This is a genomic window from Enterobacter sp. WCHEn045836 (assembly GCF_003965585.1).
GTDB classification, from domain to species: Bacteria; Pseudomonadota; Gammaproteobacteria; order Enterobacterales; family Enterobacteriaceae; genus Enterobacter; species Enterobacter dissolvens.
In genome coordinates this window covers 380,654-395,211 of the sequence record NZ_RXPT01000001.1, presented here as the reverse complement: position 1 = coordinate 395,211, position 14,558 = coordinate 380,654, and the positions used below count along the sequence as shown (strand labels likewise).

The 14,558-nt window shown below is 55.6% G+C and carries 14 protein-coding genes; 8 read left to right on the top strand and 6 right to left on the bottom strand.

Features of this window, described 5'->3' with window-relative positions; translation table 11 throughout:
- The first annotated feature begins 198 nt into the window (after positions 1–198).
- Positions 199–1,263, top strand: coding sequence for an AI-2E family transporter (locus tag EKN38_RS01830; protein WP_014832858.1), 1,065 nt, complete (start codon positions 199–201; stop codon positions 1,261–1,263).
- 137 nt (positions 1,264–1,400) lie between these two features.
- On the opposite strand, the gene bcp is transcribed toward EKN38_RS01830, so the two are convergent.
- Entirely contained in the window at positions 1,401–1,871 is a 471-nt protein-coding gene (gene bcp / locus EKN38_RS01825) for a thioredoxin-dependent thiol peroxidase (protein ID WP_013098229.1), read from the bottom strand.
- Positions 1,871–2,440 carry a glycine cleavage system transcriptional repressor gene (locus EKN38_RS01820; RefSeq protein ID WP_013098228.1) on the bottom strand — a complete coding sequence of 190 codons (570 nt, stop codon included), beginning with the start codon at positions 2,438–2,440 and terminating at the stop codon, positions 1,871–1,873. The genes bcp and EKN38_RS01820 overlap by 1 nt, the downstream gene beginning before the upstream one ends.
- Before the next feature lie 145 nt (positions 2,441–2,585).
- On the opposite strand from EKN38_RS01820, the gene dapA reads away from it, so the two are divergent.
- The 6 genes from dapA (at position 2,586) to ypfH (ending at position 9,069) form a co-directional block, all read left to right on the top strand.
- Positions 2,586–3,464 (top strand): 4-hydroxy-tetrahydrodipicolinate synthase, encoded by an 879-nt coding sequence (dapA, locus tag EKN38_RS01815; RefSeq protein WP_013098227.1) that lies wholly within the window; start codon positions 2,586–2,588, stop codon positions 3,462–3,464.
- A 16-nt stretch (positions 3,465–3,480) separates the two neighbouring features.
- On the top strand, positions 3,481–4,515 hold the full coding sequence (bamC, locus tag EKN38_RS01810; protein ID WP_014832857.1) for an outer membrane protein assembly factor BamC: 1,035 nt from the start codon (positions 3,481–3,483) through the stop codon (positions 4,513–4,515).
- A 109-nt stretch (positions 4,516–4,624) separates the two neighbouring features.
- Positions 4,625–5,338 carry a phosphoribosylaminoimidazolesuccinocarboxamide synthase gene (gene purC / locus EKN38_RS01805; protein ID WP_008501631.1) on the top strand — a complete coding sequence of 238 codons (714 nt, stop codon included), beginning with the start codon at positions 4,625–4,627 and terminating at the stop codon, positions 5,336–5,338.
- A 119-nt stretch (positions 5,339–5,457) separates the two neighbouring features.
- A complete protein-coding gene (locus tag EKN38_RS01800) occupies positions 5,458–6,327 on the top strand; it encodes a neutral zinc metallopeptidase (RefSeq protein WP_014832856.1) in 870 nt (289 codons plus the stop codon).
- Positions 6,327–8,300: a tRNA(Met) cytidine acetyltransferase TmcA gene (locus tag EKN38_RS01795; protein WP_014832855.1), complete on the top strand. Its 1,974-nt coding sequence runs from the start codon at positions 6,327–6,329 to the stop codon at positions 8,298–8,300. Before EKN38_RS01800 ends, EKN38_RS01795 begins: the two co-directional genes overlap by 1 nt.
- A 73-nt stretch (positions 8,301–8,373) precedes the next feature.
- Positions 8,374–9,069: an esterase gene (gene ypfH / locus EKN38_RS01790; RefSeq protein WP_014832854.1), complete on the top strand. Its 696-nt coding sequence runs from the start codon at positions 8,374–8,376 to the stop codon at positions 9,067–9,069.
- Positions 9,070–9,110: 41 nt separating this feature from the next.
- Here the strand turns inward: ypfH and EKN38_RS01785 are convergent, their stop codons facing one another.
- The 3 genes from EKN38_RS01785 to EKN38_RS01775 are packed head-to-tail and all read right to left on the bottom strand — an operon-like array spanning position 9,111 to position 10,821.
- Positions 9,111–9,308 (bottom strand): YpfN family protein, encoded by a 198-nt coding sequence (locus tag EKN38_RS01785; RefSeq protein ID WP_013098222.1) that lies wholly within the window; start codon positions 9,306–9,308, stop codon positions 9,111–9,113.
- Positions 9,309–9,332: 24 nt separating this feature from the next.
- The gene (gene dapE, locus EKN38_RS01780; RefSeq protein WP_046888235.1) at positions 9,333–10,460 is read right to left on the bottom strand and encodes a succinyl-diaminopimelate desuccinylase; all 1,128 of its coding nucleotides are present in this window, start codon (positions 10,458–10,460) and stop codon (positions 9,333–9,335) included.
- A 10-nt stretch (positions 10,461–10,470) separates the two neighbouring features.
- Positions 10,471–10,821 (bottom strand): ArsC family reductase, encoded by a 351-nt coding sequence (locus EKN38_RS01775; RefSeq protein ID WP_013098220.1) that lies wholly within the window; start codon positions 10,819–10,821, stop codon positions 10,471–10,473.
- Between the two features lie 387 nt (positions 10,822–11,208).
- Between EKN38_RS01775 and ypfM the strand changes: the two genes are divergently transcribed.
- Positions 11,209–11,268 (top strand): protein YpfM, encoded by a 60-nt coding sequence (gene ypfM / locus EKN38_RS01770; protein WP_015572204.1) that lies wholly within the window; start codon positions 11,209–11,211, stop codon positions 11,266–11,268.
- A 109-nt stretch (positions 11,269–11,377) separates the two neighbouring features.
- Here the strand turns inward: ypfM and acrD are convergent, their stop codons facing one another.
- Positions 11,378–14,491, bottom strand: coding sequence for a multidrug efflux RND transporter permease AcrD (gene acrD, locus EKN38_RS01765; protein WP_126521605.1), 3,114 nt, complete (start codon positions 14,489–14,491; stop codon positions 11,378–11,380).
- Positions 14,492–14,558: the final 67 nt, after the last annotated feature.

Here is a 14,558-nt window from a genome sequence, read left to right as displayed (position 1 = left end):
GTGCTAATTTGACCGATGAACCCGCATATCGTTCATCTCCACTGCCCTGCGAGTGTAGCCGTGTTACGGCATGAAGAAAATCCCATTCATCAGGCTTTTGCGGATTGTGACAGGGATACAAAAAGCGAAAGTCTTTTTTGTGACAGTTAGATACAATTCACCTTCTGACTCCCGTCATTCGATTCAGGGAAGGGTTGTATGCTCGAAATGTTAATGCAGTGGTATCGGCGCCGGTTTAGCGACCCGGAAGCCATTGCTTTGCTGGTTATTCTGGTTGCCGGGTTCGGTATTCTGTTCTTTTTCAGCGGCCTTCTGGCGCCACTGCTGGTGGCGATTGTGCTGGCCTATCTGCTGGAGTGGCCAACCGCGCGGCTGGAGAATATCGGCTGCTCCCGACGCTGGGCGACCAGCATCGTGCTGGTGCTGTTTGTTGGCATTCTGCTGTTGATGGCGTTTGTGGTCATGCCCGTCGCCTGGCAGCAGGGGATCAACCTGATCCGCGATATGCCCGGCATGTTAAATAAGCTTTCTGATTTTGCCGCCACGCTGCCGCGTCGTTATCCGGCGCTGATGGACGCGGGGATCATCGATGCGATGGCCGAAAACATGCGCGCCCGCATCATGACCATGGGCGATTCGGTGGTGAAATACTCCCTGGCGTCGCTGGTTGGGCTCCTTACGCTCGCCGTCTACCTGGTGCTGGTACCGTTGATGGTGTTCTTCCTGGTGAAGGACAAAGACCAGATGCTCAACGCCGTGCGGCGTATTCTGCCGCGTAATCGTGGGCTGGCCGGGCAGGTGTGGGAAGAGATGAACCAGCAGATCACCAACTACATTCGCGGCAAGGTGCTGGAGATGATTGTGGTTGGGGTCGCGACGTGGATTGGCTTCCTGATCTTCGGGCTGAATTATTCACTGCTGCTGGCGGTGCTGGTGGGGTTATCGGTCCTTATTCCGTATATTGGCGCGTTTGTGGTCACCATCCCGGTGGTGGGCGTCGCGCTGTTCCAGTTTGGCCTGGGCACCGAGTTCTGGAGCTGCTTCGCCGTGTACCTGATTATTCAGGCGCTGGATGGCAACCTGCTGGTGCCGGTGCTGTTCTCAGAAGCGGTAAATCTGCATCCGCTGGTCATTATTCTATCGGTGGTGATTTTCGGCGGGCTGTGGGGATTCTGGGGCGTGTTCTTTGCCATTCCGCTGGCGACGCTGATTAAAGCTGTCGTCCACGCGTGGCCGGATGTGCCGGCGGTGGAAGAGAGGTAGTTTTTGTGCGGCCTGATGCTCTCACCCCGGCCCTCTCCCACGGGGAGAGGGGGAAACACTAAAAACGGCAACCAGGTTGCCGTTTTGCATTTATCTTGTAGGTCGGGTAAGGCGAAGCCGCCACCCGACACTCACTTTCAGGCACTTTGTTTCAGCCAGTTCAACACCACGTCGTGGTGGTTGCTGGTTTTGAAGTCGTCAAAGACATGTTCCACTTTACCGTCAGCGTCAATCAGGAAACTGATGCGGTGAATGCCGTCATAGGTTTTGCCCATAAACGTCTTCTCGCCCCAGACGCCGAACTGCTCACAGACCTGATGATCTTCGTCGGAAAGCAGCGTGAAGTTCAGCAGCTCTTTTTCAGCAAATCGTGACAGCTTTTCTGGCTTATCGGTGCTGATACCCAGCACTTCTACGCCGGCTTTTTTCAACTCGTCCATGTTGTCGCGTAAGCCGCAGGCCTGTACGGTGCAGCCCGGGGTCATGGCTTTCGGGTAGAAATAGACCAGAACACGCTGTCCCTGGAAGTCGGTCAAATTTACTTGCTCACCATCCTGATCCGGTAAGCTAAATTTCGGTGCGATGTCACCGGCTTTCAGTGGGTTCATTACTCAACTCCATCCTGTTCATGCTGCGAATAATTTACGACGCTTATACTGCCTTGCGCGTGTAATTCTGTACAGAGGGCTTTGAACGCTTGCTCGATATTTGACGCATCCTGTGATGCAGGACTGTGGGCGGTGATTTGAATAAAGAGGGTAGGAACGGCACTCTCATCAGCCGGTTGTGTGCGGGAAACCAGCTCGGCAATGTTCATCTGATGGCTGTCAAACAGCGCGGTAAAACGCTCGATCAGATGAGGGGAATCAGGAACTTCAACCTGTACCCAGACGGTGGCAGGCATGGCCGGACGCGGACGCGCGTTGGTGCGTTTCATCACGATCAGTAAATCCAGCTCCGCGCCTTTCAGCGGCAGGGTGGATTCGATAAGCGTGATGGCGTTCCATGTCCCGGACAGCAGCATAATAAACGTGAACTCTTCGCCCAGCATCGCCAGACGGCTGTCCTCGATATTACAGCCGCAGCTGCTCACGTGGCGGGTAATGGTGTTCACGATACCCGGCCTGTCAGCACCCAGCGCAGTGATAACCAGGTAATGTTGTGATGAGGTTGTCAAACCTGTTCTTCCTTTGCTTGGTTAAGTCTTCCTAAGGAAAGCATAAAAAAAACATGCATACAACCGCCTGAGGGCCTCAGGTCGCTTGCTTTTATTACAGTTCCAAACGTACCATTGAGGCTCTTGTTCGCACAGAGGATGGCTCATGTTCACGGGAAGTATTGTCGCGCTTGTAACACCGATGGATGAAAAAGGTAATGTCTGCCGGTCAAGCATGAAGAAGCTGATTGATTACCATGTCGCCAATGGAACCTCGGCGATCGTTTCGGTAGGGACTACCGGTGAATCTGCAACGCTGAGCCACGAAGAGCACGGCGATGTGGTGATGTTGACCCTCGAACTGGCTGACGGACGTATTCCGGTCATCGCGGGAACAGGCGCGAATGCAACCGCGGAAGCGATCAGCCTGACCCAACGTTTTAACGACAGCGGCGTTGTTGGCTGTCTGACGGTCACCCCTTATTATAACCGTCCTACTCAGGAAGGTTTGTTCCAGCATTTCAAAGCCATCGCTGAACATACTGACTTGCCACAAATTCTGTATAATGTGCCGTCCCGTACTGGCTGCGATATGCTGCCGGAAACCGTTGGTCGTCTCTCGAAAGTAAAAAATATTATCGGTATTAAAGAGGCGACAGGGAACTTAAGCCGCGTTCATCAGATCAAAGAGCTGGTTTCAGACGACTTTATCCTGTTGAGCGGTGACGATGCGACCGCGCTGGACTTTATGCAGCTCGGTGGTCATGGCGTGATCTCCGTAACGTCGAACGTTGCGGCCCGCGATATGGCGGAAATGTGCAAGCTGGCGGCGGCAGGTCACTTTGATGAAGCCCGTCTCATTAATAAACGTCTGATGCCGTTGCACAATAAATTATTTGTCGAACCCAATCCGATCCCGGTGAAATGGGCATGTAAGGAGTTGGGACTTGTAGCAACCGATACGCTGCGTCTGCCAATGACACCGATTACCGACCACGGTCGTGAAATCGTCACTGCAGCGCTCAAGCATGCCGGTTTGCTGTAAAGTTTAGGGAGATTTGATGGCTTATTCAGTACAGAAGTCGCGCCTGGCGAAGGTTGCGAGTGTTTCGCTTGTTATGCTGCTCGCTGCCTGTAGTTCAGACTCGCGCTACAAGCGCCAGGTGAGCGGTGATGAATCCTATCTGGATGCGACCCCGCTTGCTGAACTTCATGCACCGGCTGGCATGATCCTGCCGATTCAGAACGGCGATTATAATATCCCCGTGACCAACGGCAGCGGCCCGGTGGGCAAAGCGCTTGATATTCGTCCGCCAGCACAGCCTCTGGCGCTGGTGAGCGGGGCGCGCACCCAGTTTACCGGTGATACCGCGTCTCTGATGGTGGAAAGCGCACGTGGCAGCACGCTGTGGCCACAGGTGGTGAGCGTTATTCAGTCGAAGAACTACACGATTGATAAACGCGATGACGCCAGCCAGACGTTAACCACCGACTGGATCGAGTGGAACCGTCTGGATGAAGACCAGCAGTACCGTGGTCGTTATCAAGTCTCCGTTAAACCGCAGGGCTATCAGCAGGCGGTTACCGTTAAGCTGTTGAACCTGGAGCAGGCGGGTAAACCGGTTGCGGATGCCGCCGCCATGCAGCGTTACAGCACTGAAATGCTGAACGTGATTGCTGCGGGCCTGGATAAAAACGCTACCGACGCCGCTAACGCCTCACAGAGCCGTAACGGTGTGACGTTTGATGTCCAGAGCGGCGCGGATGATACCGGCCTGCCGATGCTGGTTGTTCGTGCACCGTTTAACCAGACCTGGCAGCGTCTGCCAGCGACGCTGGAAAAAGTGGGCATGAAAGTGACCGACAGCACGCGTTCAACCGGTAGCATGACGGCAACCTATAAGCCGCTGTCCGACAGCGCATGGCAGGAGCTGGGCGCACGCGATCCACAGCTTGCTTCCGGCGACTACAAGATTCAGGTAGGCGACCTCGATAACCGCAGTAGCCTGCAGTTTATCGATCCGAAAGGTCACACGCTGACCCAGTCGCAGAACGATGCGCTGGTCGCGGTCTTCCAGGCTGCATTCAGCAAATAAATACGAGGGCTGGTAAATCCAGCCCTTTTTATTTTCGTGCTACGCAAACGTGTGCGTGGCATAATATCCCCAGTTTTGAACACAAATCATCACACCAGGAGTAATCAAGATGCAGAAGCAAGCTGAGTTGTATCGTGGCAAAGCGAAGACCGTATACAGCACGGAAAACCCGGATCTGTTGGTGCTCGAGTTCCGCAATGATACGTCAGCAGGGGATGGCGCACGCATTGAGCAGTTCGATCGTAAAGGCATGGTGAACAACAAGTTCAACCACTTCATTATGACCAAACTGGCCGAAGCGGGTATCCCGACTCAGATGGAAGCGTTGCTGTCCGATACGGAATGTCTGGTGAAAAAACTGGATATGGTTCCGGTTGAGTGCGTCATTCGTAACCGTGCCGCGGGCTCCCTGGTGAAGCGTCTGGGCATTGAGGAAGGTATCGAGCTGAATCCACCGCTGTTCGATCTGTTCCTGAAAAACGACGCCATGCACGATCCGATGGTCAATGACTCCTACTGCGAAACCTTCGGCTGGGTGAATAAAGAGAACCTGGCGCGCATGAAAGAGCTGACCTACAAAGCCAACGATGTGCTGAAAAAACTGTTTGATGATGCTGGCCTGATCCTCGTCGACTTCAAGCTGGAGTTTGGTCTGTTCAAAGGCGAAGTGGTACTGGGCGACGAGTTCTCACCGGACGGCAGCCGTCTGTGGGACAAAGAAACGCTGGATAAAATGGATAAAGACCGTTTCCGTCAGAGCCTGGGTGGCCTGATTGAAGCGTACGAAGCCGTTGCTCACCGTTTAGGCGTTAAGCTCGACTAACTCCCTCATCGCCAAAGGATGTTCATATCCTTTGGCGTCTTACCTTTGTTTCCTATGGTAATCTTGCCGTTAACCGCCTACGATCATAGCTATTATTAATGGAATAGTTCGAGGTAGTTATGCGCTGGCAAGGGCGTCGTGAAAGTGACAATGTAGAAGACAGACGTGGTGATAGCGGTGGCGGCCCTTCCATGGGTGGCCCCGGCTTCCGTTTACCCAGCGGAAAAGGCGGAATCATTCTGCTGATTGTGGTGCTGGTTGCGGGTTATTACGGAGTCGATCTCACCGGGTTAATGACCGGTCAGCCGCTGCAGCAACAGCAGCAATCTCAGCGCTCCATCAACCCAAATGAAGATGAAGCGGCCAAATTTACCTCCGTTATTCTCGCGACCACTGAAGACACGTGGAGCCAGCAGTTTGAGAAAATGGGGCGCAGCTACCAGCCGCCGAAGCTGGTGATGTACCGTGGTGCGACCCGCACCGGCTGCGGCACCGGACAGTCGGTGATGGGGCCGTTCTACTGCCCGGCAGACAGCACCGTCTATATCGATCTCTCTTTTTATGATGACATGAAACGCAAACTCGGTGCCGACGGTGATTTTGCTCAGGGCTACGTGATTGCGCATGAAGTGGGGCATCACGTGCAAAAATTGCTGGGCATTGAACCTAAGGTTCGCCAGCTTCAGCAAAACGCCTCGCAGGCGGAGGTCAATCGCCTTTCCGTGCGCATGGAGCTGCAGGCGGACTGCTTCGCGGGCGTCTGGGGTAACAGCATGCAGAAGCAGGGCGTGCTGGAGTCAGGCGACCTGGAAGAGGCGTTAAATGCCGCTGAGGCCATCGGTGACGACCGTCTCCAGCAGCAGAGTCAGGGCCGTGTGGTGCCGGACAGCTTCACTCATGGGACGTCAGAACAACGTTACACCTGGTTTAAACGCGGTTTTGACAGCGGTGACCCGGCGCAGTGCAACACCTTCGGTAAAGCCATGTAATGGTGGCGTTTGACCAACTGATTAGCCAGCTTGAGCGCACCGGCCAGCGTCGGCTGGTGGTGCTCAGCGGTGATGCGCAGTGGTCCCTGGCGCAGGCTGGGGCGCTGCGTGATACGCTTTCCGGGGATTGGGTGTGGCTGGATGAAAACCCTTCCCGGGAGACAGGCGGGCTGCTGGGGCGCGAGTTCCGGCACGCTGTTTTTGATGCCCGCGACGGGTTTGATGTCTCAGCCTTTGCCGCCCTGAGCGGAACGCTGCGTGCCGGGAGCCTGCTGGTGCTGTTGGCTCCCCCGCTTGCGGTGTGGGCAGACACGCCCGACCGCGATTCCCTGCGCTGGAGCGACAGCGCAGAACCCATTCCCACGCCGAATTTCATTCGTCACTTTTGCCAGACGATTACCCGCGATCCCGATGCAATTGTCTGGCAGCAAAACCAGCCGTTAACCCTTCCTCCGTTTCCTGATGCCCCTGACTGGCAACCCGCTAACGGCGCGCCCCAGCGCGAGCAGGAGGAGATCCTGCAGGCACTTCGTGCAATGCCGAAAGGCGTTGCGGCTGTTACCGCCCCGCGCGGGCGGGGAAAGTCGGCGCTTGCCGGCATGCTGCTGAACAGCATTGAGGGCAGAGCAGTTGTCACCGCACCGGCAAAGGGGGCAACGGAGGTCATCGCACGGTTTGCGGGTGAACATTTTCACTTTATGGCACCGGATGCGCTGCTGGCCTCCTCACACCATGCCGACTGGCTGATTGTCGATGAGGCGGCGGCCATACCCGGCCCTGTGCTGGAGAAGCTGGTTGCGCGCTTTCCACGGGCACTGTTAACCACGACGGTACAAGGGTATGAAGGAACCGGAAGAGGGTTTTTGCTTAAATTCTGCGCGCAGTTCAGCGCCCTGCAGCGTTATACCTTATCCACCCCCGTTCGCTGGGCTGTGGGATGTCCGCTTGAGCGGGTAGTCGCCAGCGCACTGCTGTTTGACGACACGCTCATCGACCAGCAGCCGAAAGGAGAGGTGCAACTGACCTCTCTGGCCCCCGATGCATGGGAGCACACGCCTGCACTCGCCGCGAGTGTCTACGAGCTGCTTTGTGCGGCCCATTACCGTACCTCGCCGCTGGATCTGCGCCGTATGATGGACGCCCCCGGTCAGCACGTTGCCGTCGCGCAAACGGATCCGGTCATCGCGGGCGCGTTGTGGCTGGTAGACGAAGGCGGGTTAAGCCCGGCGCTAAGTCGCGCAGTATGGGCGGGTTTTCGCCGTCCGCGCGGTAACCTTGTCGCGCAGTCTCTGGCCGCGCATGGCGGCACGCCTCTGGCAGCAACGCTGAAAGGTCGACGGGTCACGCGCATCGCTGTTCACCCTCACCGGCAACGGGAAGGGATCGGCCGGGCGCTTATCCGCGAGGCCTGCGGGGAGGATTATCTCTCGGTAAGTTTTGGCTTTACCGACGCGCTGTGGCATTTCTGGCAGCGGTGCGGCTTTGTGCTGGTACGGATGGGCAGCCACCGCGAAGCCAGCAGCGGCTGCTATACCGCAATGGCGTTATTGCCGCAAAGTGAGGCGGGGCATCGTCTGTGTGAACAGGCCCGGCTGCGCCTGCATCGCGATGCGCGTGTCTTATCATTGTGGAATGGCGAAAAGATCCCGGTGGCAGATGAGTGGGAAGCTACCCTTAATAGTGACGACTGGCTGGAGCTGGCAGGCTTTGCCTTTGCACACCGGCCCTTTGCTACGTCCGTTGCCGCGTTGACGCGTTTGCTGCTCGCCGTGGATCTGCCGCTTCCGGCCCTGCGCGGTAAAATTGAGGCGCGAAGAGAGGACGCCGCGCTCAGTGCTGAGCTGTCGCTCACCGGGCGAAAAGCGGTGCTGGCAAGATTACGCGCTGAAACGGCGCAGGCCCTTGAATGTCTTGATAATGCACGCAGCCAGCAGCTCAAAAGCGACATATTGCAATGGCAATTTTTTCAATGACTTCTTCAGTAAAGTGGCATGGTCATTCCCCCCGCAAGGCGTAGAATCCAGGTCATCAATTAAGGAGACCGCCATGAAACACGATCATTTTGTTGTTCAAAGCCCCGACAAACCGGCTAAACAGTTACTGCTGCTGTTTCATGGCGTTGGCGATAACGCCGTCAATATGGGAGAGATAGGTCGCTGGTTTGCACCTGTTTTTCCTGAGGCGCTGATTGTCAGTATCGGCGGCGTGGAGCCGTGTGGCCCTGACGGACGGCAGTGGTTCTCCGTTCAGGGCGTGACGGAAGAGAACCGTCAGGCGCGCATTGATGCCATTATGCCGGTCTTTATCGAAACCGTGCGTTACTGGCAGCAGCAGAGCGGCGTTGGTGCCGACGCGACCGCGCTGATTGGCTTTTCACAGGGGTCAATCATGTCGCTGGAGAGCGTGAAAGCAGAGCCGGGTCTGGCTTCGCGCGTGATTGCCTTTAACGGCCGTTTCGCGACGCTGCCGACGAGCGCAACCACGCAGACGACGATCCACTTGATCCACGGTGGCGAAGACCGGGTGATTGAGCTTTCGCACGCCGTAGCGGCACAGGAAGCCCTGATCCGGGAAGGCGGGGATGTGACGCTGGATATTGTTGACGATCTTGGCCACGCGATTGACGATCGCAGCATGCAGTTTGCGCTTGACCATCTGCGTTATACCGTACCGAAGCACTACTTTGATGAAGCGCTCAGCGGGGGTAAGCCGGACGATGATGATATTGTTGAATTTTTATGAGTGAAACATTCCCTCTCCCCAACGGGGAGAGGGAGTGCGAATTACTTCTTCTGGTCTTTCTTCGGCCAGTCGTCGTCGTCATCCCACTTGTCGTTAAAATCACGATGAGGCGGAAGATCCGGCTTGTTGGCGAGGAATTTTTTATGGTCAACGCGCTTAAGATCTTTAATCACGTTAAGCAATACGCCTACCAGAAACACTAACACCAGAATCCACCAGTACTTTGCAAGCCAATCCATTCGCTATTCCTCTCAGAGCGCTCGTCAGGCGACGATTTGCTCCATAATACGTTGATACATACGGGCCAGCAGTTGCAAATCTGCGGCATTGACGCACTCATTGATTTTATGAATGGTCGCGTTCACTGGTCCCAGTTCGACAACCTGAGCTCCCATGCGGGCGATAAAGCGTCCGTCTGAGGTGCCACCCGTCGTCAGCAGTTGTGGCTTAATTTCATTATAGTGCTCGATGGCGTTCACCACCGCATCCACCAGTTTACCGCGCTGCGTCAGGAACGGCTGGCCGGAAAGCCACCAGTCCACGGTGTAACGCAGCTGATATTTTTCCAGCAGGGCGATAACGCGCGCTTTGATCATCTCATCGGTCAGTTCCGTGCTGAAACGGAAGTTAAACTGAACGAAGAAATCCCCCGGGATCACGTTGTTGCTGCCGGTTCCGGCCTTCACGTTCGCAATCTGCATGCTGGTTGGCGGGAAGAACTCATTGCCTTTGTCCCACTCAATGCTCACCAGTTCACTCAGCATTGGCGCTGCGCGGTGAACAGGGTTATCGGCCAGATGCGGGTACGCCACATGTCCCTGTACGCCGTGAAGGGTCAGGTTACAGGTTAACGAGCCGCGGCGGCCATTTTTCACCACATCGCCCACCACCTCGGTACTGGACGGCTCGCCGACCAGACAGTAGTCCAGACGCTCGTTGCGGGCCATCAGGGCCTCAACCACCTTGACGGTGCCGTTATGGGCGCTGGCTTCTTCATCAGAGGTAATGAGAAACGCGAGACGGTTTTTATGGTTTGGGTGCTGGGCGACAAAGCGCTCTGCCGCCACAACCATTGCCGCCAGGGAGCCTTTCATATCTGCGGCGCCGCGGCCAAACAGCATGCCATCGCGGATGGTGGGTTCAAACGGAGGGTTGATCCAGCGGTCCGCATCACCTGCGGGAACCACGTCGGTATGCCCGGCAAAGGCCAGCGTTTCGCCCTGGCCACGCCACGCCCAGAAATTCTGGGTGTCGCCAAAATCCATACGCTCCACGGTAAAACCGATGGCACGCAGGCGCTCAATCATTAATGCCTGACAACCTGCGTCGTCCGGGCTAAGGGAAGGACGGCGAATAAGCTGCTGAGTCAGCTCAATGACCGGGCATGACATAAACTACACCTCAACGAAAAAAGTCGGAATAAAGGGTTTCACTGAAACCCAGCAGCATAGGCTGCCCGGGCGCGCAGAGCAATGGGCGTTTGATGATTGCTGGCATTTCAAGCATCAGATTTGCTGCGCTGTTGGCATCCTTGATGCTGGCACGCAGTGATTCGTCCAGCTTGCGCCAGGTCGTGCCGCGGGTGTTCAGCAGCGCTTCCCACCCCAGTTCGTTAATGGCGGTATGCAGAAATTCTGCATCAAGCCCATCGGCACGGTAATCGTGGAAGCGGTACTCGACATTGTTAGCTTCGAGCCAGCGGCGGGCTTTTTTGATCGTGTCACAATTTTTAATGCCGTACATGACAACCATGTTGAATCCTTTTGTTCTTATGACCATTAAATGTTCAGTAAATTCGAAGATATATCCTTAAGCGGAATATAACACATTCAGAAACGCTCTGGATTAACACCTCTTGTTAATTCAACTCACACCTGTACGCTGAATATTCTTTCATCATTTAAGCATAGATGTCCATCAGGTATAAATTGCCTGTAAACTCAGCGGGTAAAATAAAACTCACCCGTGGGTAGGGTTATTTCAAAATATTGCTGGCCGTCACACAAAATTTAAGGTTCTCCGTTCATATTTATCATAAATCCAGCGCGCAGACGGGGTACAATCACAGCAATCGGTTAAATTGTCTTCACAATGATGATACGTTTTCGTAGAATGCGCATAATAATAAGAGAGGTTGTTATGATTGAACGTGAACTGGGGAACTGGAAAGATTTTATCGAAGGCATGCTTCGTAAATGACATTCAGTAAGAATTGCAAGAGCACTTAAATAAGTAAAATAACCATAGTGTGAATTAATCGCACAGTAAAAAGGCGGCCTACTGAGCCGCCTTTTTTATTTTCACTATCTTATTCAGGCCGTTCCTTGAGCGGGAAGCGGCGACGCACCAGCACGAAGAACAGCGGCACAAAATAAATGGCCAGGATCGTGGCTGAAATCATTCCTCCCATGACGCCTGTACCTACCGCATGCTGGCTGCTGGAGCCTGCACCTGAGCTGGTTGCCATCGGTAACACCCCGAAGACAAACGCCAGCGAGGTCATCAGGATCGGACGCAAGCGCTGACGGCAGGCATGCAGCGTGGAAGCCATCAGCTCATGGCCTTTGGCATTCATCTCATTGGCAAACTCAACAATCAGGATGGCGTTTTTCGCCGACAACCCAATCACGGTGAGCAGCCCCACCTGGAAGTAAACGTCGTTCTCCAGACCGCGCATCCAGGTGGCGAGCAGCGCGCCGATCACGCCAAGCGGCACCACCAGCATGACCGAGAACGGGACTGACCAGCTTTCATACAGCGCCGCAAGACAGAGGAAGACCACCAGCAGCGAAAGCGCGTAAAGCGCGGGAGCCTGCGCCCCGGAGAGCCGCTCCTGATAAGACATGGCCGTCCACTGCAGACCAAAGCCAGCGGGCAGCTGTTGCACCAGCTTTTCCATGGTGTCCATCGCCGTACCGGTACTGACGCCCGGCGCGGCTTCACCGACGATCTCAACGGCGGAATAGCCGTTATAGCGCTCCAGACGCGGAGAACCGCTCTCCCAGTGCGAGGAGGCGAAGGCGGAGAACGGCACCATGCCGCCCGCATTGTTGCGGACATACCAGCGGTTAATATCGTCCGGCAGCATGCGGTATGGCGCGGCGGATTGCACATACACTTTTTTAACGCGACCGCGATCCATAAAGTCATTCACATAGCTTGAACCCCACGCCGTTTGCAGGGTGTCGTTGATGTCGTCGATGGAAACGCCCAGCGCCTGCGCCTTACGCTGATCAATATCCACCTGCAGTTGCGGGCTGTCATCCAGACCATTGTGACGAACGCGGGTCAGCCCCGGATCTTTACCGGCCAGCTCTAACAGCTTGTCGCGCGCCGCCATCAGCGCCGTGTGGCCCGCACCGGCATGGTCCTGCAACTCCATGTCAAACCCGGCAGAACTGCCGAGACCGCTGATGGCCGGGGGACTGCTGGCAAAAACGCGAGCCTCTTTGATACGGGAGAAGGCTTTGGTCGCGCGTTCGATAATGGCAAACGAGGTACCCGTTTTCGTATCGCGCGCGTCCCAGTCTTTCAGGCGCACAAACATACGCGCAACGTTCTGCCCGTTCCCGCCCGGGCCGGAGCCGACGGTGGAGAAGACCGACACCACGTTATCTTTCTCTTTGGTGAAGAAGTACTGCTCCACCTTCTGAACCACTTTCAGCGTTTGCTGCTGCGTTGACCCGCTCGGGAGCTGCAATGAAGTGATGAACATCCCCCGGTCTTCCTGCGGCAGGAAAGAGGTAGGCAGATGCAGGAACAGCCACACCATACCGCCCAACAGAACAACGTAAATCATCATCCAGCGCAGGCTGCGGTGCAGCACCTTGCCGATGGCGGATTCATAACGCGCGGCACTGCGGTTGAACATGCGGTTAAACCAGCCAAAGAAGCCTTTCTGACCGTGCTGTTCCCCTTTGTGCAACGGTTTGAGGAGGGTGGCGCAGAGGGCTGGCGTGAGGATCAACGCCACCAGCACCGACAGCACCATTGCGGAAACGATGGTGATTGAGAACTGACGATAAATGGCGCCGGTTGTGCCGCCGAAAAACGCCATCGGGATAAAGACCGCCGAGAGCACCATCGCGATGCCGACCAGCGCCCCCTGAATTTGTCCCATCGATTTACGCGTGGCCTGGCGCGGGGAAAGACCTTCCTCGCTCATGATGCGCTCGACGTTTTCGACCACCACGATGGCATCGTCCACCAGCAGGCCAATCGCCAGCACCATCGCAAACATCGTCAGGGTGTTGATGCTGTAACCAAACGCGTAAAGCACCGCGAAGGTACCCAGCAGCACCACCGGAACGGCAATGGTCGGGATCAGCGTTGCGCGGAAGTTTTGCAGGAACAGATACATGACCAGGAAGACCAGCGCGATCGCTTCCAGCAGCGTTTTCACCACATCTTCAATAGAGGCTTTAACGAAGGAGGTGGTTTCGTAGGCGACTTTGTATTCCAGCCCGTGGGGAAAATAGTGCGACAGCTCATCCAGACGATCCAGCACCAGTTGCGCGGTGGCCATTTCATTGGCACCCGAGGCCAGTTTAACCCCCAGACCGGAGGCCGGATTACCGTTAAAGCGGCTGAGATAATCATATTTCTCAGCCCCCATTTCCACCGTGGCAACGTCGCCCAGGCGGACCTCCGAGCCATCCTGATTGACCCTCAGGGTAATGTTGCGAAACTGCTCCGGGGTCTGAAGCAGCGACTGTGAGTTAATGGTGGCATTCAACGCTTGCTTATCGACGGAAGGCGTTCCCCCAAGTTGCCCCACGGCAATCTGGGCGTTCTGGGATTTAATGGCATCCGTCACGTCGGTGGCCGTCATCTGGAAGCTGTTCAGCTTGTTCGGATCAAGCCAGATACGCATGGAATACTGAGAGCCGTAAGCGTCGATATCACCGACGCCGTTAATACGGCTGAGGGGATCCTGAATATTACTGGCGACGTAGTCCGCAATGTCCTGCTTATCCATGGAGCCGTCGGTAGAAACAAACGCAATAGTCAGGATGTTGGTGTCACCGGTTTTGCGCACGGTAACCCCCTGATTCTGCACCGCCTGAGGCAGTTTACGCATCGCCGACTGCAGCTGGTTTTGCACCTGCTGCACGGCTTCGTCCGGGTCCGTACCGGCGGTGAAGCTCAGGGTGACGGTCGCCTGGCCGGTGGCGCTACTCTGCGAGGACATGTACATCAGGTTATCCAGACCCGTCATGTTCTGCTCGATAACCTGCGTGACGGTATTTTCCAGCGTTTGTGCTGAAGCACCGGGGTAGTTTGCCGTAACGCGCACGTTTGGCGGTGCCAGGTCGGGATATTGCTCAACAGGAAGTGAAGTAATGGCCAGGACACCTGTCAGACACAACAGAATGGCAAGTACCCAGGCAAAAATGGGGCGATCGATAAAAAAATTCGCCATGAAAAAGAGACCTCGTTTTGCTGCACGTCATTATTGTTTATTGCCCGCATCACTTTAGCGGCAAGAC